Origin of the sequence: Mesorhizobium sp. CA12, from assembly GCF_020165255.1 — a bacterium.
In the GTDB taxonomy this organism is placed as follows: domain Bacteria; phylum Pseudomonadota; class Alphaproteobacteria; order Rhizobiales; family Rhizobiaceae; genus Mesorhizobium.
In genome coordinates this window covers 77,556-97,634 of sequence record NZ_JAIUHT010000005.1, presented here as the reverse complement: position 1 = coordinate 97,634, position 20,079 = coordinate 77,556, and the positions used below count along the sequence as shown (strand labels likewise).

Below are 20,079 nucleotides of genomic sequence, written 5' to 3'. Positions count from 1 at the left end.
AGTTGCCGGAACTGCGCCAACGGACTCTGCCGTCCAAGTGAGTGGAACCTTCCGATCGATGCTGCCTTATCTTCATGTTTGAAGAAGCAGCGAGAGGAAGCAATTGAGCAGCATTGCCTGGCGGAGTCTGCTTTTACTGCCGGTGCTTGCACTGGCGCTGGCCTCCTGCTCCTCATCTGAAACCGTCGAACAGCAATCGAAGCTTGCCGCCTCGACGGCGGAGGCGGCGGTATTGGTGATCGATGCCTGGCTTTCGGGCGCCGCACCGCCGCACTATGCATCTGCGGCCCTGCAATCCTTTGCCGGCACGCTTGGTGATGCCGACCGGCAAGTTCAATCGGCCCCCTCATCCGATATCGCAAGGCGGGACGCGCTGAAGTCGGCGGTCGGCCGGCTGACGATCGCAGCAGCCGCGGCCGAGCGCGCCGTTAAGGCTGAACAGCAGATCCAGGCCAGACAGGCGCGGCAGGATCTTCGCGCCGCGCAAGCGGATCTCGCCGGGGCCTATCGCCAGTATTTTGCGCAGCAGCAATGAAGAAGCTGCTTGAAATTTCACTCGGTGTCGTGACCAGCGTCGGCGGCTTCCTGGAGGTCGGCTCGATGGCGACGGCGGCGCAGGCCGGTGCATTGTTCGGCTACCAGCTCATCTGGGCGGTGGTGCTCGGTACCATCTGCATCATCTTCCTGGTCGAGATGGCCGGCCGCTTCGCCGCGGTCAGCCATCACACCATTGCTGACGGCATCCGCGAGAGGTTCGGCTTCAATGCGTTCATCTGGCCGCTGCTTGCAGTCTTGCTGGTCAACTTCCTGGTGCTTTCCGCCGAGATAGGCGGTGTTGCCGTCGCTGCCGAGCTTGCCACGGGGATCAGCTTCCAGTGGTGGGCCTTGCCGGTCGCTTTCCTGGCGTGGCTGCTGCTGTGGAAGGGCACGTTCGGCCTCATAGAGAAAGGGGTGTCGATGCTTGGCCTCGTCACCCTCTGTTTCGTCGTCGCGGCCTTGATGCTGCGCCCTGAATGGAAAGAGGTGGCGGTCGGGGCCGTGCCCAGCCTGCCGCAGCACGACACGGCGACCTACTGGTTCATGGCCGTCAGCATTCTCGGCGCATCGATCTCGCCTTACCTTTTCATGTTCTATTCGTCGGGCGCGATCGAGGACCAATGGGACAAGAGTTACCTCGGCACCAATCGAGCGATTGCCGGCCTCGGCATGAGCTTCGGTGGCACGATCTCCGTGGGCGTGCTCATCGTGGCCGCGCTCGTGCTGGGCGCTCATGGCGTGAACCAGGTGGATGACTATAACCAGCTTCCGCTGATGCTGATCCCGATATTCGGGTTCTGGGGTTTTGTCCTCTTCGTTGCTTCGCTGGCCATCGCCTGCTTCGGCGCCGCCCTCGAAGTGGCTCTGCAGCAAGCCTATCTCGTCGCCCAGGGGTTCGGCTGGAACTGGGGTGAGGATCTCAAGCCGCGCGACGATCCTGGCTTCAGCCTCGTCTACACGCTGACGCTCTTCCTCGCCGCCGTTCCGATAGCGTTCGGCCTCGACCCGTTGAAGCTCACCATCTTCTCGATGGCGCTGACCGCGGCCAGCCTGCCGCTGACGGTCGTTCCGTTCCTTTTCCTGCTGAACGACGACCGCTATGTCGGCAAGCATCGCAACGGTGTCATTTCGAACGCGGCCGTGATCTTCGTCATCGCGCTCGGCTTCGTGCTGGCGGTGGTGACCATTCCGCTGCAGATATTCGGAGGCACATGATGCAGCTGCTGCGCGATATATTGGACAAGCAGGTCGTCGATCGCGAGCAGGTAAAGATCGGCAAGGTTGATGGCCTGGTCGCCGAGCTGAGGCAAGGCAAGCCGCCCAGGGTCATTGCGATCGAGCTTGGCTCGATCGCGCTGGCGCGTCGGCTTGGCGCGCAGCCAGGCCGATGGACCGCGCGGCTCGCGGCAAAGCTTGGCGGCAAGCGCCAGGCACGGCCGCACCGGATCGCGTGGCACAAGGTGCGCGACATCGGCGTCGACATCGAATTCGATATCGACGTTCGCAGGACGAAGATCTTTGCCTGGCAGCACTGGTTGCGCGATCACGTCGTCGGCCGGATCCCGGGAGCCTGACGATGACGAATGTAAACCTCGAGCATCTGGCCGGTCGGCGCGTGTGCTCAGAAAGCGGCAAGAGCATCGGCTACATCGAGGAGATCATCGCCGAGCAGGATGGTGACGATCTCGTCGTCACCGAATTCCATATCGGCATCTTCGCGGCGTTCGAACGTCTGTCCGCGTCGACCGTCGGCACCGCATTGCTCGATTTTTTCAAGCTGCGTCGCAGGTCGGGCCTCTATCGCATACCTTGGGACAAGCTCGACATTACCGATCCGGCGCACCCGCGGCTGCTCTGCTCGGATAACGAGCTTTCGGGATTAGAAGATATTGGCAATTCTCGCACAAGTCCCGCTCCCCTCCATCAGCGCGACAGTTGAGGCAGCGGTCTCCCGATGTCGTCCGAGACGCTTTGCACCGATCCGCGGGCGCGCCGTCTGTCCAGATGAGCCCGGACTTGCCGACGCCAAGGCCGCTACTCTTGCCATATTGCATTTATGCCCAAGGAAACTCCTCCTATGCGGAACGATCGAGTCCAACTGCCGTTACCGTCAAAAAGACAGGAGCGAGCAATGACTGGACGCACGACCCACGATCAGCAGATACGTGTCATCGAGAAGTGTGAGAATACGAAGAACGCGCCCAAGGAATTCGAGGCCAAAGCGGAGCTGAAGCGGTCGGCGGCGGAGCGCGAGGCACGGCGGAAGGGGTCGAGCCTCAGGGGCGATACGCCTGACCTGGTCGATCCAGACGATCGCAATATCCTTCGCGGCAAAAATCAAGAAAGTGCCCATAACAAGAATCGAGGTTCCAAGTAGGACCGCCTTCCGCGGCAACCCCAGGGCCTCCCGGCCGCAATCGGTGCCTTCTCGATAATCTGTGGCAGCAGTCTTTTGCGCAACTTGCCCGGATTCTCGACGAATAACTGTGATCGGCTTCGACGTGTTCGACTGGAAAAGGTCTCCAGGCTGAATCACCGCCTTCGCTAGCGGTTGACCACCAAAAGACCGCAGCCCCGGCGCCCGCGGGAATGGAACCTCGCCCATCCTGCAAAGTTAAAGCGCGGGAGCGGTTGTCATGTCAGCAAACGCCGGCCTTCTGGTAGGCTTCGCATTTTGGTTTCTTGCCTATGCCAGCAACTGGGTCGCAGCCGAGGAACTCGGGCATCAACAAGCGAAGGTCGTCAAACCTCCGATCGAGCCCGTGATTCCGGCTGCGCCGCAATTCTCGAACCTAACCGCATCCCAAGACCCGCCGGGCAGCGGGCTGTCGCTGTTCCTGAGCAACGGTTGTGGTGCATGCCATACCATAAGAGGCACCGAGGCCCGCGGGACGATTGGCCCGGACCTTTCCCATGTCGGATCGCGATCAGCGATCGGCGCCGGGGTCCTGCCTAACACCGAGGAAGCCATTGCACGTTTTGTCGCTCGCCCTGATCTGTTCAAGCCAGGCGTGAAAATGCCGGCGTTCGACATGCTGCCGCAAACCGAAATCCAGACGATCGCGCGATATTTGAAAGCCTTGCAATGACGCCTGGTTCTCGTACCGAATTCGGGACAGCGTCGTCCAATGCTACTGCCGAAGAAGACGCCGTTCGCGTGGCGAACCAGCCGATGATGATCCGCGTGAAGCATGTCGTATTCGGCGCCATCGGTTTGCCTGTCGTCCTGTTGCTTGGGGCATGGATCGGCTTTTTCAACGTCGGCGCCAGCAGCGGCCATTGGAAGGTGACGGCCTGGTTCCTTCAACTCGCCATGCGCTCGGCCGTACGCACCTATGCATTAGCCGTGGACGCGCCGAAAACGCTTGACCGGCGGGGGCTCCCGGCGGCAGCCGGACATTTCGCGCGAGGCTGCGCGATCTGCCACGGCGCACCCGGCGAGCTCCGCTCGCCGGCGGTGCTGCGGATGCTTCCGCAACCGCCGGATCTTGCGCTCACGGTCGGAGATTGGACCGACGCCCAGCTTTTTCGGATCGTCAAGCATGGAATACGGTTCACCGGCATGCCCGCCTGGCCGGCCCGCGACCGCGATGACGAGGTCTGGGCAATGGTTGCTTTCCTGCGGGAACTTCCAAAGCTCAATCCGAATGAATTTCGAGCGCTTGCCTTCAATGGCAGCGATGCTACCAGCAGCGATCGGCAACCCGCCACCCCGGATGTTCTCTCCGACTGCATGCGCTGCCACCGAGGCGACGGCGAGGGCAGGGGTGACGCCGTGCCCGTGCTGGCCGGGCAGAAAGAAGCTTACCTGCTCGCCAGCCTTCAGGCCTATGCCAAAGGCGATCGCACGAGCGGCTTCATGGCTCTGCCGGTGACTGGCGTCGACCCCGCCGATCTGGCTGCGCTTGCCCGGTATTTCGCGGCGCAGCCGCCGGTATCAGCGGACCGCGATCAAGTTTCGGCGGAGGTGATCAACAAGGGACAGCAAATCGCTGAGGCCGGAATTCCGGAGCGGAACGTGCCTGCCTGTTCCGGCTGCCATCTCGGCTCCGACAAAAATCCGGTTTATCCACGCCTTAACGGTCAGCGTGCTGCTTACCTGGAGCGGCAGCTGAAGCTGTTCCGGTCCGAGGACCGAGGCGGCACGCCGTTCTGGCATATCATGGCTACCGCGGCCCAACGCCTCACGGACGACGATATACAAGCCGTATCGGCCTATTTTTCCAGACGTGCTGAAGGTCCTCGGTGAGCACAATGCGCCTGCTGTACAAGGCGCCTCGAAATCGGTTCAAGGAACTTTATCCCATCCTGCCAGTTCCAACTCCGCACAGACGGCCTGAGCAGACAGCCGGCTGAAGTATCCTTTGCGGGTGAACCAGGCTGAATGCACTTCCGGTGGCCCCACGAGACATGCAATTTCGGGACTGCAGCCTGTCCCGGCCCCCTGTCGCAGCTATGGCGCGTAGATGCCGCAGAACAGAAGAACGCCGCCGATCAGGCAGAAGGCGAGGAGTGTCGCAACGCAGAATCCGGGTTCGCGAAAAATCTTGGTATCGCGTTTCAGACTCAAGGCTCGGCCCCTTCGGTACTCTACGAAGCCCTCAACACGGAACGGGACCGGCGAGTTCCGGATGCTGTGTTTCGTCTGTTTCGAAGAGCCCCCAATTGGCGGGCGTTGGCCAGTCTCACGGCTGCCGCCGGCGGATCCGTTCTCGCCTCTGGCTGCACCGGTGTGCAGTCGGCCCTCAATCCGCACGGCGAGCAGGCCGACGCTCTGGCTGTTCTGTTCTGGATATTCACGGCCGTGCTCGGACTTGTCTGGCTGGTCACCATGGCCGGGTTGTTCTTCGCGCTGACACGCCGGCGAGACAGTCGCGTCGAACTGGCGCAAGCGCATCCAGCCGTCAAACGGCCGATGCGTATCGCCTTTGCTGCGATGCTGACATCGACCGTCATCATTCTCTCGGGCCTGGCCGTGCTCAGCTTCGACGGACAAGGGGCGGTTTACGGAGACAGGGCCGGGGCGGCCATAACAATATCCGTCATAGCGCACCAATGGTGGTGGCAGGTCCGCTACGAAGGAAACAATGGTTTCGAAACGGCGAACGAGATTCGCATTCCGGTAGGCAGCGCGGTCGACATCAAGCTCACCACGGGTGACGTGATCCACTCGTTCTGGATACCGAGCCTTGCCGGCAAGCTCGATCTCATTCCAGGCAAAAGCAATGAGCTCCGCATCCAAGCGGATAAGCCCGGCGTGTACCGCGGCCAGTGTGCCGAATTCTGCGGCCAACAGCATGCGCATATGGCGATCTTCGTGGTGGCGCTGGAGCCGAGCGAATTCGAACGCTGGCGCGCAAAACAGGCCGCGCCGGCAAGGCCGATGGCTCATCTTGCGAAGCAACAAAATGTCTTTGCTTCCGCGGCATCGTCTCCATCCCCCGCCCTTTCGGAGCGTTGGCGATGAGCCAGGCGGTCGAAGAACGTCACGAGACCCGTGACACCGATCTGGGTGACGAGGAACTGCGCGCAAGGCTGAGCAAGACCTGGGGCTCGGCGCGTGGTCTGATAGGCATTCTTTCGACAGTCGATCACAAGATCATCGGCATCCGCTATGCCGTCACCGCCTTCGTCTTCCTGTTGGTTGGCGGCATCATGGCGATCATCATGCGGCTGCAGCTCGCGCGGCCGGACAGCCACCTTGTCGACGCCGAGCTCTACAACCAGCTTTTCACCATGCATGGCACAACGATGATGTTCCTGTTCGGGGTGCCGGTTGGCGAGGCGTTCGCCGTCTATCTGGTGCCGCTCATGGTCGGCACCCGCAACATCGCCTTTCCGCGCCTCAATGCCTTCTCCTACTACGTCTATCTGTTCGGCGGTCTGATGTTGTGGGGCGCTTTCGCGTTGAGCATCCGCCCTGATGTCGGCTGGTTCTCCTATGTGCCCCTCGCAAATCTGAATTTCACTCCAGGCAAGGGGCCGGACTACTGGGCGCAGATGATCACTTTTACCGAAGTCGCGGCGCTCGCAGTCTCGGTGGAGATCGTCGTCACAGTCCTGAAGCAGCGCGCGCCGGGCATGACGCTCGACCGCATTCCACTCTTCGTATGGACGATGCTCGTCCATTCCTTCATCATCATCTTCGCCATGCCGGCGATCATGCTCGCCTCGTCTATGCTGATCATGGAGCGGCTGGTCGGCACGCAGTTTTTCAATCCGGATGCGGGCGGCGATCCGCTGCTTTGGCAGCACCTTTTCTGGTTCTTTGGTCACCCCGAAGTCTACATCATCTTCCTGCCTGGAACCGCTTTCGTGTCGGCGATCGTAGCGACATTCTCCCGGCGGCCGGTCTTCGGCTATTTGCCGATGGTGCTGTCGCTGATCGCGATCGGCTTTTTGTCCTTTGGCTTGTGGGTTCACCACATGTTCGTGACCGGCCTGCCTGAAATCGGCGCCGCATTCTTCACCGCCTCCAGCATGGCAATCGCCATTCCGAACGGGGTCCAGATATTCTGCTGGATCGCGACGCTGTGGGACGGCAAGCCGGTGCTCAAGACGCCGTTGATCTTCGTGCTCGGTTTCTTCTTCATCTTTGTCGCCGGCGGGCTCTCGGGTGTGATGCTGGCGTCGGTGCCGATCGATACGCAGGTGCACGACACCTATTTCGTCGTCGCCCATTTCCACTACGTGCTTATAGGCGGCACCCTCTTTCCGCTTGTCGCGGCCGTTTACTACTGGTTCCCGAAAGTGACGGGCCGGCTGATGGATGAGCGGCTCGGCAAATGGCAGTTCGTCCTCGCTTTCTGCGGTTTCAATGTCACGTTTTTTCCGATGCACCTGCTCGGCCTGTATGGCATGCCGCGCAGGGTCTACACCTATCCCGCGGAGATGGGCTGGGGCGCACTCAACCTGCTCGCCAGCGCCGGCGCGCTGCTGTTCTTCGCAAGCTTTCTGCTCATGCTCTACAACATGATTGCCAGCGCCCGCTCGGGCGTCCTTGCCGGCGACAATCCCTGGGGAGCCGACACGTTGGAGTGGGCGACCAGCTCGCCGCCCCAGCCGCAGAACTTCGATCGCATTCCCTGCGTCACAAGCGGCTCGCCACTATGGGATCAGGGCGATGACAAGGCGGTGGTCGGCGGCCTCAAGGTTGATGAGCGCGAACTGCTCGTGACGAGCGTCACGGAGGCCCGGCCTGACATTCGCGAGGAATCGCCGGCGCCCTCGATCTGGCCCTTTCTGGCGGCGTTTGCCACAGCCGGCGCGTTCATCGGCTCGATCTACACGCCTTGGGCGGTTACTTGGGGTTCGCCCGTCGTTGCCATCGTGCTGGTCGCCTGGTTCTGGCCGAAAACCATCGAGGAGAATGTCTAGATGGCCCGCAGCGTCATCGATGTCTCGGGTTTGCCGACCTATGCCTTCGGTTCGCGTGTCACCCCCTGGTGGGGGACGTTCTCGTTCTGCCTGCTGGAGGGAACTGGCTTCGCCCTCGGCATCGGCGGCTATCTCTACCTGGCCGTCACCAATAAGGAGTGGGCGAAGGACGCGGTCCCTTTGAGCCTGCTCTGGTCGGCGCTCTTCACGCTCGTCCTTGTCGTCAGCGCACTGCCGAATTTCCTGATCAAGCGAGCAGCGATGCGGGAGAGCTTGCGCTCGGTCCGTCTGCTGCTGCTGATCATGAGCGCGATCGGGCTGGTGCTTATCGGGCTGCGCATCATGGAATTCTCGGCCTTGCCGGTACGCTGGAGCGACAATGCCTATGGCTCCTTTGTCTGGCTCCTTCTCGGTCTGCATGGCGTGCATGTGCTGACCGACGTTGCCGACACGCTGGTCCTGGCCGTGCTGATGTTTACGCGGCACGGAACGGGCAAACGCTTCAGCGATGCCGAAGACAATGCTTTCTACTGGTATTTCGTCGTGCTCTCATGGCTGCCCCTCTACGCCGTGCTCTATTGGCTGCCGAGGTTGTGATACGGCCGGGATCGCGCAGTTCCTCCGACGCCACGCACGGCGCCTGATGACCGTCTACCTCCAGCGCTTCGCGCAACAAGTCGAGACCGTCGACATGAAGACGATTCTCTCGGCCTGGACCTGAAGCTATGCGACGATCCTCACCGGCACCGACTTCGCCGCCGGGACGTGCGCTTTATGAGCCCTGTGCCACAGCGGAATCAAAGGATTGAGTTCGGGATAATAGCCGGCGCAGTTGCCGCTTGGTATGGAGTAAGGCGTGACCCGCAGGCCTCCCACCCGCCGCTCGACGCCATCATCGGCATGCGCCTCGAGAGCGACTTCCTGCCCGGCGCTGAGCCCCATCCGTCTGATGTCTTCCTCGTTCATCAGCAGGACCATTCGCGTTCCGATGATGCCGCGTAACCGATCACGATAACCATACACGGTCGTGTTGAACTGGTCGTTCGACCGTACTGTGATCAGCGTCAGTACGTCCTCGCCCGACACATCGATGTCGGGGTCGGTTTCCAGCGTGGTGGGCAGCTTGAAATTCGCCTTTTTGTTCGGCGTTTGCCAGACGCGCTTCGACGCCTTGATATCGCGATGGAATCCACCCGGCGTGAGGAAGCGTTTGTTGAAATCCTTGAAATGTGCCGGGAAGCAGCGCTCGATCTCGTCGCGGATGCGGGAATAGTCAGCGACCCAGTCGTCCCAGGGAATCGAACTCATGCCGGCGACGGTCGCCTTGGCGAGTTCCGCCACAATGCTCGGCTCGGACATGAGATGCTCGCTCGGTTTTGGCCGCGACCCGAAGGAACCGTGGATGCAGGCGGTCGAATCCTCCATCGAGACCCATTGCGGCCCGCTGGCCTGAATGTCCTTCTCCAGCCGAGACAGGCATGGCAGCAGATACGTGACTTTCCCGGCGATCAAATGGCTGCGGTTGAGCTTGGTCGCGATCTCGACGTGCAGGTCGAGGTTCCGCCAGGCCTTCTCGACCAGTCCGGTTTCCGGAACGGCCCGCACGAAATTACCGCCGAGTCCGACGAAACCGCGAACCCGCCCGTCGATCACGCCCTCGCACGTCTCGACGGTATCGAGCCCCTTATCCCGCGGCGGCTCGAAGCCGTAGAAGTCGCGAAATTTGTCGAGCGGAACAAGCTCCGGCTTTTCGGAAATGCCGACCGTTCGCTGTCCCTGCACGTTGGAATGTCCGCGCAACGGCGATATGCCGGCTCCGGGCTTGCCGATATTGCCGCGCATGAGCAGCAGGTTGCACAGCATCTGCACATTCTCGGTACCGTGGCGATGCTGAGTGAGCCCCATGCCGTAATTGCCGATGACCGCATTGGCCGAACTGTATACTTCAGCGACATGTTCGAGATCAGCCCGCGAGATGCCGGAACGTCGAACGATGTCTTCCCAATCGGTCGCGCGCAGATAGGCTTCGAAGTCGGCAAAGCCGTATGTATGCTCCTCGATGAAAGCGGTATCGAGGACGCGTTTTCCGCCTCGCTCTCGGGCTGCGTCATCGAGCGCCAGCACAGCCTTGGCAATACCAGTCATGGCCGCAATATCCCCGCCCGCCCGGATCTGGAAGAAATCGCTCGACATTTTCGTCCCTGGGCCTGGCGACAGCATCTCGACCGGGTTCTGCGGGTTCTTGAATCTCACCAAGCCCCGCTCCCGCAGAGGGTTGAAGGTGATCACCGGGACACCGCGCTGGCGAGCGTCCTCGATGGGGTGTAACAGGCGCGGCGCGGTGACACCGGTATTGTGGCCGAAGAAGAACATCATGTCGGATTTGGCGAAGTCCTCCAATTGCACCGTGCCGACAGGAGAGCCGATCGATTCCGGTAGGCCGACAGACGTCGACTCGTGACACATGTTCGAGGAATCGGGCAGGTTCGAAGAGCCGTAGATGCGGGCGAAGAGCTGATACATGAACGAGGCCTCGAGCGAGGCGCGTCCGGACGTGTAGAAGACCACGGACTTCGGGTCGAGGCGCCTGAGCTGAGCGCCCATATCGCCGAACGCGTCCGGCCACGCCACAGGCTCGTATTTGTCGGTGGCGCGGTTATAACGCATCGGCTCCGTCAGGCGTCCCTGTTTCTCAAGATCGTGATCCGGCCAATCCAGGAGTTCGGTCACTCTATGGGTGGCAAAGAAGGACGGCTCGCAGCGCCTGCTGGTCTGCTCCCACATCGTTGCCTTGGCGCCGTTCTCGCAGAACTCGAAAGGCCGCGGCTCGGCCGGCTTCGCCCATGAGCAGGAGACGCACATGTAGCCATCCGCCTTGTTCTGCTTCAGCAACGTGCTCCATATGTCGGACAGCAGCAGCCCCTGGTCCCGCGCGTTGCGGATCAAAGACTTGAGCGAGCCCCAGCCGCCGGTCGGATGATTGTATTTCTTGATCTCGACGCGATCGGTGACAGCAGGTTCCATGTGAGTCGTCCAAAAAAGAGGAAAGCAAAGGGAAAACCGAAGCGGGCCTCAGTTGTTCCAGCTTGCCTCGTCAATGACTTATCGTAGGCCGCCAGTGCTCAGGCTCGCTAACGGTAGCGCACGGTCGTGTCGAATGGCTCAATTGTGTCCAAAGAGGCGCTGCCGATCTCCACCAAGAGTGCCGAAGGACGGTGCCGGACAGCCTTGAACCGAGCGGACGATTGAGGTGGTGCCCGTCTATCATCAGCTTCGCGCTGCCCAGGGCAACCGTGGACGTCCGGCCGCCGCTGCGCTGCGCTCGTTGATAGGAGAGATCGTGCTCACGCCCGGCGACAAGCGCGGCGAGGTCCATGCCGAGCTATGCGGCGAGCTGCTCGGCATCCTCAAACTCGTCAACCCTTCATGCGCCAGGGGTATGGTGCGACCTGAGCTCAGATGTCGGGTTATAGCGCCCGGGCGGCGAGCGACACTATGGTTCGAAAGGCTCTCCCAGCGAAGCCACGCCGTTGAGCTTGAGCAGACGCCGGTTCGAAGAAATGATGCCCAGCACGACGATTGTCACGAGATAAGGTAGGCTCGATAGAAGTTGCGAGGAAACGTCGAGCCCAGTTGTCTGGGCCGCGAGGCTTGCGAGGGACACGGCGCCGAAGAGGCAAGCACCAAGGAAGATACGGCTGGCAAGCCAAGTGCCGAAGACGACGAGCGCGATCGCTATCCAGCCGCGCCCGGCGATCATGCCATCGGCCCAGAGCGGAGTGTAGACCACGGCCGCGTAGGCACCGGCAAAACCCGCCAACGCGCCGCCGAAAGCGACCGCGGCGAAGCGCACGGCGATTACCGGATAGCCGAGCGCACGGGCCGCCTTGGGATTCTCGCCGACGGCGCGGATGACGAGGCCGGTCTTGGTGTAGGCGAACACCGCCCAAATGGCAACGGTCGCAGCGAGCGAAAGCCACACGACAATGTCTTGGCTGAACAGGCCGCCGATGACCGGGATATCTGAAAGCCAGGGCAATGAGAGCTTCGGAAGCCCTTTGACCGTGAGGCTCTCAAAACTCTTGCCGAACAGCGCCGACAGGCCCTGGCCGAGGATGCCTATGGCGAGGCCCGTCGCAACCTGGTTCGCCCGGAATCCTAGCGCCACGACCGCAAAGACAAGGGAAAGAGCGGCGCTGGCGAGACCAGCGGCCAGGAAACCCAGGAGATGCCCGCCGCCTTGATAGACGATGATGAAGGCAATGACTGCGCCGAGGGCCATCAGGCCCTCCACACCGAGATTGAGGACCCCGGCGCGCTCTGCCACCAGTTCGCCGAGCGCCGCCAGAAGGAACGGCGTAGCCGACGCCAACATCCCGGCGATGATGAACTCCACGGCGTTCATGGCGTGCTTGCGTGGGCGGCATGGCGCCATTCGAGCCGATAGCGGACGAAGGCGATGGCGACAAGATAGGCAAGCAGCAGGCTGCCCTGGAAGACCCTGACCGCAGCGACCGGCAGATTTGCCGAGACCATGGCGTTATCGCCACCGATATAGAGGGCCGCCATGAGCAACGCGGAAAAGACGATACCGACCGGGTGAATGCCTCCGAGATAGGCGACGATGATGGCGGCATAGCCGTAGCCGGTCGAGATGGAGCGCTGCAACTGTCCGAGCGGCCCGGCCACCTCGGCCGCTCCGGCGAGGCCTGCCGCGAAGCCACCGACGAGGAGCGAAAGCCAGATCGCACGTCCTTCGTTGAAGCCGGCGTATCCGGCGGCGCGCGGCGCGAGGCCGCCGACCTGCAGCTTGTACCCCGCGAAACTCCTCTGCATGAACACCCAGGCGCCGAGGGAGAAGGCGCAGGCGACAAGCAGCGAGACGTTGACGCGGGTGCCGGGGATCAGGATCGGCACCATCGCGTCGTACTGGAACATCACCGATTGCGGGAAGTTGAAGCCATTCGGATCCTTCCAGGGGCCGAGAAGCAGATAATTGAGCAATTGCGCGGCAACGAGCGCCAGCATGAGCGATACGAGAATCTCGTTTGCGTTGAGCTTCACGCGCCAGAAGGCCGTTAGCGACGCCCACAGCGCGCCGCCCAGCGCGCCGATGACCAGCATCGATGGCCAGATCCACTGGCCCGTTGCCTGCGGGAACCAGACGGGAATGGCGGATGCGAAGATCGCGCCGAGGATGAACTGACCCTCGGCGCCGATGTTGAAGACCTTCGCGCGAAAGCCGATCGCAAGCCCCTGCGCGATCAGCAGGAGCGGCCCCGTCTTCAGCAGAACTTCCGAGAACGAGGCCCAGGACAGGAAAGGCTCCAGAAGCATCGCGTGGAAAATAGCGGCCGGATCGCGGCCCATCAGGAGGTAGAGGCCGAGATTAAGCAGCGTCGCCAGGGCGAGCGCCATGGGCGGGGCGACCAGCTTCACGGTAAGCGAGGCATGCTCCCGGCGAACCAGAACCGGAAGGAACGGCCTGGAAAGAGCGCTCATGCCGGGACCTTCGTGGCCATTGATTGCGCGCCGATCATGTAGCGGCCGATCTCCTCGGGTCTGGTGTCGCGCGTCACCAGCGGCGGGCTCAGCCGGCCTTGATGGATCACCTGGATCGAATCGCAGAGTTCGAACAGTTCCTCCAACTCCTCCGAGATGACGAGGATGCCCATGCCCTCGTTGCGCAGGGCGACAAGGCGCCGGCGGATGGCGGAGGCCGCGCCGATGTCCACGCCCCAGGTGGGTTGCGCCACGAACAGCAATTTCGGGGACAGCATGATCTCGCGGCCGACGATGAACTTTTGCAGATTGCCCCCGGAAAGCGCGCCGGCCTCCGCTTCGGAACCGGGCGTGCGCACGTCGTATTGCCGGATGCAGTCCTCGGTGAAAGCCTTCGCCCGGGCTGTGTCGACAAGGCCGCGTTTCAGCAGACCGAATGGATGGGCGGTCAGAAGGCTGTTGAGGACGAGCGACATTTCCGGCACCGCGCCGCGGCCGAGCCGTTCCTCCGGAACGAAAGCGAAGCCCAGCCGGCGGCGGGCGGCCGTATCGAGCGCGCCGACATCCTTTCCCATCATGTAGATGCAATCGGACTTTTGGCGCGGCAGCACCGTTTCGCCCGAGATCAGCGCCGCGAGTTCGCTCTGCCCGTTGCCCGATATGCCCGCTATGCCGAGGATCTCACCGGCACGCACCGTCAGATTGACGTCGCAAAGCGGCACGGCGAAGGGATCATCGGGCTGATGGTCCAGGCCCACGATTTCGAGGCGCTTTTCGCCGCCGGAATGCGCCAACGCCGGCATGGGCTGCGGCATGTCGCGGCCGATCATCATGCGGGCGAGGTCGTGCGCGTCATGGTCGCGCGGGTCCACGTGGCCGGTGACGCGCCCGTCGCGCAGGATGGTCGCTCGATCGCAGACCGCCCGGATCTCCTCCAGCTTGTGCGAGATGAACAGGATCGAAACGCCGCCGTCGCGCAGCCGCCGCAAAGTCTCGAACAGCTTGTCCACCGATTGCGGCGGCAGGACGGAGGTCGGTTCGTCGAGGATCAGGAGCTGGGGTTCGGTCATCAGGCAGCGAATGATCTCCACCCGCTGCCGTTCTCCCACCGAGAGCGCGTGCACATGGGCAAGCGGATCGACCTCGAGTCCGAAGTCGCGGCCGAGCGCACGGATGTGTTGCGCCAGATCCGATTTGCCCCTGGGCACGACCAGGCGGATGTTCTCCACCACCGTCAGTGTTTCGAACAAGGAGAAATGCTGGAAGACCATGCCGATCCCCTTGCGCCTCGCATCCGCGGGGGAAGCGAGGGCCAGGGGGTCTCCTTTCCAGGTCGCCATTCCGGCGTCCGGCTGCTCGACGCCGTAGATCAGCTTCATCAGCGTCGACTTGCCCGCTCCGTTTTCCCCGAGGATCGCATGGATCGAGCGTGGAGCCACATCCAGATCGATGTCTCGATTGGCATGGATCTGGCCGTAGCTCTTGGAGATGCCGCGCAGCGACAGGAGCGGGACGGTCACGGTCACTTGGGCAGCGGCGTGGTGACACCCTTGACGTGCCAGTCCATGGCAACGATCTCGGCCCCGGTCATCGTCTTGCCGGCGGGCACGCCCTCGCTGCCGTCGGCCTTGACGATGGGACCGGTAAAGGGCGAGAAGCTGCCGTCGGCGATCTTGGCTTCAACGTCCTTGATCCTGGCCATCATGTCGGCCGGGATTCCCGGGTTCCAGTCAACGACCTCGACCACCTTGTCGCCCACACCCAGGAAAGCGTTTGCGCCCTTGAAGGTGCCGGCGATGTGGGCGTCGACCGAGGCTTTGAAGAAGGGCGACCAGTCGGTCGCCACGCAGCCGAGATAGTTTTTGGGCGCGTATTTCTTCATCGACGAGTTGAGGTTGAAGGCGGGGACGCCGGCCTCCTCGCAGGCCGAGACGACGGAGGGTGTGTCCTGCGCGTTGGAGAAGATCACGTCGCATTTCTGCGCCAGCAGCGCCTTGGCGGCCTCCTGCTCCTTGGCTGGATCGAACCAGGAGTTCACCCATACGACCGAAACCTCGACATCGGGCTTTACCGCCTGCGCTCCCAGCGTGAAAGCGTTGATGGAGGTGATCAGCTCGGGAATGGCGAAGGCAGAGACCGAGCCGAGCTTGCCAGTCTTCGAAAGCGCGGCTGCCGCCATGCCCATAAGGTAGGTACCCTGGGAATATTGGGCCGCGAAGGGCGAGAAGTTCGGCGCCACCTGGAAACCGGAAGCGTGCAGCACGGTTACATCGGGATTGCGGCGCGCGATCTGCAGGGCGCCGTTCTGATAGCCGAAGGAGCCGGCAATGAGGAACTTGTTTCCGTCGGCGACGGCCTTGTTCATGATGCGATCGGCGTCGGGTCCCTCCTGTATGTTCTCGATGATAGTGACCTTCACCTTGTCGCCATAGGCTGCCTTCACCGGCTCGAGCCCGTCGGCGAGCGCGCGGCCCCAGCCGACATCGCCGACCGGCGACGGGACCACCAGCGCGATGCCTAGCGGCTCGTCGGCGGCAAGCGCTCGGCTGCCCACCGCGGCAACGAGGCCGGATGCCGCGGCGCCCTTCATCAATGTTCTGCGGGTAAGATTTATCAGCATGTCGGTTCCCCTTGCTTTTGGTTTTGGCTGCTAGAATTGCACGGTCGCGAGCGCCGCCTCGGCTTGCGCGAACAGTCTGGCCTCATCGAGCCCCGGGAACTCGCCTTTGGCCCAGACGATGCGGCCGTTGATCATGGTTATGTCGGTCGGCGCGCCGATGCCCACCTTGGCCAGCAGGCTCAGCGGATCGTGCCGCGTGCCGACATAGTCCATGCGCCGGGTGTCGATGGCGAAGAGATCGGCGGCCATGCCAGGCGCCAGCCTGCCGATGTCGCCGCGCCCGAGCAGCGCCGCGCCCCCCGCCGTCGCATAGCCGAGAAAATCAGCCGGCGGCGGCACCGAATGACCGCGCGTCGATGCCGCGAGGCATTGCAGCATGTAGGCGGAATGGATGCAGTGCATCAGGTTGGAATTGTCGTTCGAGGCGGCGCCGTCGCAGCCCAGTCCGACACTGAGCCCGAGGGCCGACATCGCCGGTATGTCAGTGATCTCGGCGCCGACGAGGTAGACCGGCTCAGGGCAATGCGAGACGCCGGTGCCGCTCGCCGCCATCTTGCGCAGCTCGTCGTGGGTCAGCTCCCAGCAATGGGCATAGAAGGCATCCGGCCCGCAGAAGCCGATCTCGGTGCAATAGTCGACGGTGCGCAGGCCGTGACGGGCCTGCATGACCGGGCTTTCGCCCTCGCCGACATGGGTATGCATGCGCACCCCACGGTCGCGCGCCAGCGCCACCGATTCCACGAAGGTGTCGCGATAGCAGTTGACTGGCTGGCAAGGCGCGACGACGACCTGCCGCATGCCGAAGGGACCGGCATCATGGTAGGCGTCGATCAGCCGGGCGCAGTCGGCGATGAATTCGTCGGTCGTTTCCAGCATGGCGTCGGGGATGGTCGAGCCTTCCGATTTGGGCAGCGTGTTGCCGCCACGTCCGGCATGGAAGCGCATGCCGAGCAGTTCGGCTGCTTGGAACTGCCGGTCGATCAGCCGCTTGCCCGCCTGCCGCGGAAAGCAATACTGATGGTCGAATGCCGTCGTGCAGCCGTGCTTTATCAGCTCGGCCATCGCCGTGACCGATGCATGGTAGAAGCATTCCTCAGTCAGCCGCGAGAAAATGGGATAGATGCGGTCGAGCCATTCGATGACCGACAGCTTCGTCCAGTCCAGATCGGCGCGGTTGCGCACGAAGCATTGAAAGAAGTGGTGATGGGTGTTGACGAGGCCGGGATAGACGAACCAGCCGGCGGCGTCCTGCGTGATTGTTCCAACGGGCAGCTCTGCCTTGTCGAGGCCTGCGCCGATGGCCCGTATTGCCGGGCCGTCGGTCAAGACATCGACATTGCGTCGGATGTCCGGACCGTTGCCCTCGTCCACGATGACCGCAGCGCAGCCCTTCAGCAAATAGCCCGCCACGTCAGGCCTCGCCGACTTCGAGGACGGGCGCGGGTGTCAGTTCGTGCAGCCGGTGGATGCCCGGCATCTCGATGAAGCCCTCGAGACTGCGGACCGCCCGTGACCAGAGCCGGATCGCGGGATAGGGGTCGAGCGAAACGCCGCCGTCCGGCGCCAGCGCAACATAGGGAAAGCAGGCAATGTCGGCGATCGTCGGTCGATCCGACGCGAGGAAGCGCTGGCCGCGGATATGCTGTTCGACGAGGCCGGCTTCCAGCTCCCGCAGTGCCGCTATTCCCTGCTCCCGAAGGGCGGCGATATTGCCCGGACGCAGCAGCATCTCGTGCAAGCGCGCCGCCCCAAGGCTCGCGGTCAGCCGGTGCGAGAAGGAGAGCCATTGTTGGACGCGCGCCGCCCGCCCGACCGTATCATTGCCCAGCCATTGGGGTGCCGCTTTCGCGGCGAGATAGACCAGCATGGCCGAGGATTCGGTCAGCACGAGGTCGCCATCCTCCAAGATCGGGATCGAACCGGCCGGATTGAGCGCCATGAGCTCAGGACCGCGATGCTCGCGACCGGGATGGAAGTCGACAGGACGGATGTCGAGCGTCACCCCGATCAGCGCAGCCATGAGGCGCACCTTGTAGCAGCTCGGCGACAGCACGTAGTCGTAGAGCTTCATTGCGCCACCAGTTGCGCGCCGTAGGTGTAGCCGTGGCGTTTCAGCCAGCGCCGGTAGGCAACCGAGGTAAGGTCGGCGCGCGTGGGAATCTCCATGCCGGGATCGAGCGGGAGCAGCGTCGGAATTTGGTTTTCGAGGATCGATCGGTCCTGAACGAAGATCGTCTGCTGGAAATGGATCAGGTCGGCCATCGGTGTTTCGTCATCGAACAGCGCCATCCATGGCCAGACGTCGCACAGGTCTTCGGCAAGTGGCTGCACGAAAAGTGTGATGACGTCCCATTCCGCCGGGCGAGGCGGGCAGGTCTTGTAGAGCACCGAGCAGGTCGGCGCGGGCACGCGATACATGTATTCCGTGGTGATGCCACCTTCCGCCGACTTGGCGGCCTGCGGCTGGTAGAACTTCACCTGAGTGGCCCAAACCTCGTCTTCGTCCTCTCGGATCTCGACCTTGTAGTTCTGCACCTCCGTATGCGGCTCGGCCCCCAGTATGTCGGTGTGCACGAAAGGAAAATGCGCGATGTCCAGGAAGTTCTCCACCGCACGCAATGGCGAGCAGCGCACGCGCACCACCCCGACATCGACGAGCCGGCGGCCCGGCTGATCGGCCTCGGGGATCGCAAACAGCGGCTTTTGTGGATTACCGAGCGATGACCAGACATGGCCATAGCGGATGCAGGCCGGCAGGTCACGTCCGTTGCCGCCCGTGACCTTCGCGTTTCCATCTTCGCCGCGCCTCACCGCGATCGGCTCGCCCATCAGGGCCGTCCTGCGCCCATGCGCATCGAGCTGGCTAGCAAGGCCGACAGGGTACCATCCGTCGATCATCGTGTTGCGGGTCATCGGGCGATCCCGGCGCGTGCAATATCCTCGGCCGCCCGCCGCAGCGCCTCGGCGGCCCTCGACGCGGCGATACGCTCGTCCGGATTGCTGTCCTCGTCCACCAAAACATGCATCAACGTGCGCGCCTGCCCATCGGGAGCAAGCAGCAGCCGGACGGTCCGGTCATCATAGGTGTAGTCGAGCAGGTCTACAGCGGCCGTCGTGCCCGCGGCCGCCTCCAGCGCCACGATGCCCGCTTCCACCACCATGGAGCGGAGCGGCGCAAGGCCCTCGAACCGCGGCGGCCCGGCGGCGGGTTCGCCAACCGAAATCCATATGATGCCGCCGCCATCCTCGACGTGCTGCGTTGCGACACGAATCGTGTCCGGCGGCGTCAATGCCGGATGGGCCGGAATGCGCTGGCAGTTTCCCGCCTTGGCGTAGCTCCAGCCGTGATAGATGCAGGCCAGGGTCTCACCGCGTACGAAGCCGTGGGAAAGGCGCATGCCGCGATGGGGGCATCTGTCGGCGAAGGCCGCCGCACGGCCGGAGCGGGTTCGCCAAAGGGCAACCGGTCCGGCCGGGGATTGCGCCGGCATAACGGTTCCCGCCGGCAAGTCCGCGGAGAGGGCAACAGGCATCCATGAGCCGGTGGGATAAGACGGCATGCATCAACTTTCAAAACGGCACCAGCATCTTCCCGAGCGAAGCTTCGCGGTCAAGGATATGCTAATACGCCGGGTTACGTTTGCACAACATTTCCTCACTGGCAATAATGCCTAAAAAAGGTGCATCACACCTCCGGAGGCAGAGGGCCGCAGGCCCAGAAACTTAGCCCGATTCGCTCTCGATCGGCGCCCGGCGGATGGTCTCGACCCAGACATCGATTGGTCCAAGAGAGCACCCCATCTCCATCATGTCGATGAGTTCGACCGGACCGGCAATGTCGAGTTCAACGCGGTCGGGACCGGCAACGCATATCGCATGCGCGAGCCCGAGCTTGGCGGCATGACGCTCGATCCACGGAAGAAACGATGCCACCTCGACATCGCCGAAGATCGTCATGCGCTCCCGCCAGGAACATCGATTTTGCTCGTTCATAGAAACCTCGGCAATGAAGCTGATATTCTATCTATCTACATCGTGCTCAA

The 20,079-nt window shown here is 62.7% G+C and carries 20 protein-coding genes and 1 pseudogene; 11 read left to right on the top strand and 10 right to left on the bottom strand.

Annotated elements, in window-relative coordinates; genetic code table 11:
* Positions 1-103: 103 nt before the first annotated feature.
* From LB520_RS10830 to LB520_RS10780, 11 genes and pseudogenes are all read left to right on the top strand, one after another.
* Positions 104-535 (top strand): hypothetical protein, encoded by a 432-nt coding sequence (locus tag LB520_RS10830; protein WP_224637489.1) that lies wholly within the window; start codon positions 104-106, stop codon positions 533-535.
* Positions 532-1,752, top strand: coding sequence for an NRAMP family divalent metal transporter (locus tag LB520_RS10825; protein ID WP_224523018.1), 1,221 nt, complete (start codon positions 532-534; stop codon positions 1,750-1,752). Before LB520_RS10830 ends, LB520_RS10825 begins: the two co-directional genes overlap by 4 nt.
* Positions 1,749-2,111, top strand: coding sequence for a hypothetical protein (locus LB520_RS10820; RefSeq protein WP_411969874.1), 363 nt, complete (start codon positions 1,749-1,751; stop codon positions 2,109-2,111). Before LB520_RS10825 ends, LB520_RS10820 begins: the two co-directional genes overlap by 4 nt.
* Before the next feature lie 2 nt (positions 2,112-2,113).
* Positions 2,114-2,476, top strand: coding sequence for a hypothetical protein (locus LB520_RS10815; RefSeq protein ID WP_224523016.1), 363 nt, complete (start codon positions 2,114-2,116; stop codon positions 2,474-2,476).
* A gap of 192 nt (positions 2,477-2,668) precedes the next feature.
* Positions 2,669-2,914: a hypothetical protein gene (locus tag LB520_RS10810; RefSeq protein ID WP_224637488.1), complete on the top strand. Its 246-nt coding sequence runs from the start codon at positions 2,669-2,671 to the stop codon at positions 2,912-2,914.
* Positions 2,915-3,173: 259 nt separating this feature from the next.
* A complete protein-coding gene (locus tag LB520_RS10805; protein WP_224637487.1) occupies positions 3,174-3,626 on the top strand; it encodes a c-type cytochrome in 453 nt (150 codons plus the stop codon).
* A complete protein-coding gene (locus LB520_RS10800; RefSeq protein ID WP_224637486.1) occupies positions 3,623-4,786 on the top strand; it encodes a c-type cytochrome in 1,164 nt (387 codons plus the stop codon). The genes LB520_RS10805 and LB520_RS10800 overlap by 4 nt, the downstream gene beginning before the upstream one ends.
* A gap of 135 nt (positions 4,787-4,921) precedes the next feature.
* Positions 4,922-6,004 carry a cytochrome c oxidase subunit II gene (gene coxB / locus LB520_RS10795; RefSeq protein WP_224637485.1) on the top strand — a complete coding sequence of 361 codons (1,083 nt, stop codon included), beginning with the start codon at positions 4,922-4,924 and terminating at the stop codon, positions 6,002-6,004.
* Positions 6,001-7,914, top strand: coding sequence for a cytochrome c oxidase subunit I (gene ctaD, locus LB520_RS10790; protein ID WP_224637484.1), 1,914 nt, complete (start codon positions 6,001-6,003; stop codon positions 7,912-7,914). Before coxB ends, ctaD begins: the two co-directional genes overlap by 4 nt.
* Positions 7,915-8,511 (top strand): heme-copper oxidase subunit III, encoded by a 597-nt coding sequence (locus tag LB520_RS10785; RefSeq protein ID WP_224637483.1) that lies wholly within the window; start codon positions 7,915-7,917, stop codon positions 8,509-8,511.
* 14 nt (positions 8,512-8,525) lie between these two features.
* Positions 8,526-8,635 (top strand): annotated as a pseudogene (locus tag LB520_RS10780) (cysteine hydrolase); the annotation flags it as partial.
* 2 nt (positions 8,636-8,637) lie between these two features.
* Here LB520_RS10780 and LB520_RS10775 read toward each other — a convergent pair.
* The 10 genes from LB520_RS10775 to LB520_RS10730 all read right to left on the bottom strand — a co-directional run bounded on the left by LB520_RS10775 (position 8,638) and on the right by LB520_RS10730 (position 20,029).
* Positions 8,638-10,938, bottom strand: a complete 2,301-nt coding sequence (locus LB520_RS10775) for an FdhF/YdeP family oxidoreductase (protein ID WP_224637482.1) — start codon at positions 10,936-10,938, stop codon at positions 8,638-8,640.
* Between the two features lie 469 nt (positions 10,939-11,407).
* A complete protein-coding gene (locus tag LB520_RS10770; RefSeq protein ID WP_224637481.1) occupies positions 11,408-12,319 on the bottom strand; it encodes an ABC transporter permease in 912 nt (303 codons plus the stop codon).
* The gene (locus LB520_RS10765; RefSeq protein WP_224637480.1) at positions 12,316-13,416 is read right to left on the bottom strand and encodes an ABC transporter permease; all 1,101 of its coding nucleotides are present in this window, start codon (positions 13,414-13,416) and stop codon (positions 12,316-12,318) included. The genes LB520_RS10770 and LB520_RS10765 overlap by 4 nt, the downstream gene beginning before the upstream one ends.
* Positions 13,413-14,936: an ABC transporter ATP-binding protein gene (locus LB520_RS10760; RefSeq protein WP_224637629.1), complete on the bottom strand. Its 1,524-nt coding sequence runs from the start codon at positions 14,934-14,936 to the stop codon at positions 13,413-13,415. The genes LB520_RS10765 and LB520_RS10760 overlap by 4 nt, the downstream gene beginning before the upstream one ends.
* A 2-nt stretch (positions 14,937-14,938) precedes the next feature.
* Positions 14,939-16,033 carry a BMP family ABC transporter substrate-binding protein gene (locus tag LB520_RS10755; RefSeq protein WP_224637628.1) on the bottom strand — a complete coding sequence of 365 codons (1,095 nt, stop codon included), beginning with the start codon at positions 16,031-16,033 and terminating at the stop codon, positions 14,939-14,941.
* Positions 16,034-16,066: 33 nt separating this feature from the next.
* A complete protein-coding gene (locus tag LB520_RS10750; RefSeq protein ID WP_224637479.1) occupies positions 16,067-17,446 on the bottom strand; it encodes an amidohydrolase in 1,380 nt (459 codons plus the stop codon).
* Between the two features lies 1 nt (position 17,447).
* Positions 17,448-18,107, bottom strand: a complete 660-nt coding sequence (locus tag LB520_RS10745) for a glutathione S-transferase family protein (RefSeq protein WP_224523006.1) — start codon at positions 18,105-18,107, stop codon at positions 17,448-17,450.
* Complete coding sequence (locus LB520_RS10740; protein ID WP_224600629.1) at positions 18,104-18,949, bottom strand: aromatic ring-hydroxylating oxygenase subunit alpha; 846 nt, start codon at positions 18,947-18,949, stop codon at positions 18,104-18,106. Before LB520_RS10740 ends, LB520_RS10745 begins: the two co-directional genes overlap by 4 nt.
* Positions 18,946-19,596, bottom strand: coding sequence for a Rieske 2Fe-2S domain-containing protein (locus LB520_RS10735; protein WP_224637478.1), 651 nt, complete (start codon positions 19,594-19,596; stop codon positions 18,946-18,948). Before LB520_RS10735 ends, LB520_RS10740 begins: the two co-directional genes overlap by 4 nt.
* 163 nt (positions 19,597-19,759) lie before the next feature.
* Entirely contained in the window at positions 19,760-20,029 is a 270-nt protein-coding gene (locus LB520_RS10730; RefSeq protein WP_411969873.1) for an acylphosphatase, read from the bottom strand.
* Positions 20,030-20,079: the final 50 nt, after the last annotated feature.

Excerpts from the sequence above, each read along its gene's own strand:
- LB520_RS10825 (WP_224523018.1), top strand. The coding sequence starts at position 532 with ATGAAGAAGCTGCTTGAAATTTCACTCGGTGTCGTGACCAGCGTCGGC.
- LB520_RS10820 (WP_411969874.1), top strand. The coding sequence starts at position 1,749 with ATGATGCAGCTGCTGCGCGATATATTGGACAAGCAGGTCGTCGATCGC.
- LB520_RS10815 (WP_224523016.1), top strand. The coding sequence starts at position 2,114 with ATGACGAATGTAAACCTCGAGCATCTGGCCGGTCGGCGCGTGTGCTCA.
- LB520_RS10810 (WP_224637488.1), top strand. The coding sequence starts at position 2,669 with ATGACTGGACGCACGACCCACGATCAGCAGATACGTGTCATCGAGAAG.
- LB520_RS10805 (WP_224637487.1), top strand. The coding sequence starts at position 3,174 with ATGTCAGCAAACGCCGGCCTTCTGGTAGGCTTCGCATTTTGGTTTCTT.
- LB520_RS10800 (WP_224637486.1), top strand. The coding sequence starts at position 3,623 with ATGACGCCTGGTTCTCGTACCGAATTCGGGACAGCGTCGTCCAATGCT.
- coxB (WP_224637485.1), top strand. The coding sequence starts at position 4,922 with ATGCACTTCCGGTGGCCCCACGAGACATGCAATTTCGGGACTGCAGCC.
- ctaD (WP_224637484.1), top strand. The coding sequence starts at position 6,001 with ATGAGCCAGGCGGTCGAAGAACGTCACGAGACCCGTGACACCGATCTG.
- LB520_RS10785 (WP_224637483.1), top strand. The coding sequence starts at position 7,915 with ATGGCCCGCAGCGTCATCGATGTCTCGGGTTTGCCGACCTATGCCTTC.
- LB520_RS10775 (WP_224637482.1), bottom strand. The coding sequence starts at position 10,938 with ATGGAACCTGCTGTCACCGATCGCGTCGAGATCAAGAAATACAATCAT.
- LB520_RS10770 (WP_224637481.1), bottom strand. The coding sequence starts at position 12,319 with ATGAACGCCGTGGAGTTCATCATCGCCGGGATGTTGGCGTCGGCTACG.
- LB520_RS10765 (WP_224637480.1), bottom strand. The coding sequence starts at position 13,416 with ATGAGCGCTCTTTCCAGGCCGTTCCTTCCGGTTCTGGTTCGCCGGGAG.
- LB520_RS10745 (WP_224523006.1), bottom strand. The coding sequence starts at position 18,107 with ATGAAGCTCTACGACTACGTGCTGTCGCCGAGCTGCTACAAGGTGCGC.
- LB520_RS10740 (WP_224600629.1), bottom strand. The coding sequence starts at position 18,949 with ATGACCCGCAACACGATGATCGACGGATGGTACCCTGTCGGCCTTGCT.
- LB520_RS10735 (WP_224637478.1), bottom strand. The coding sequence starts at position 19,596 with ATGCCGTCTTATCCCACCGGCTCATGGATGCCTGTTGCCCTCTCCGCG.
- LB520_RS10730 (WP_411969873.1), bottom strand. The coding sequence starts at position 20,029 with ATGAACGAGCAAAATCGATGTTCCTGGCGGGAGCGCATGACGATCTTC.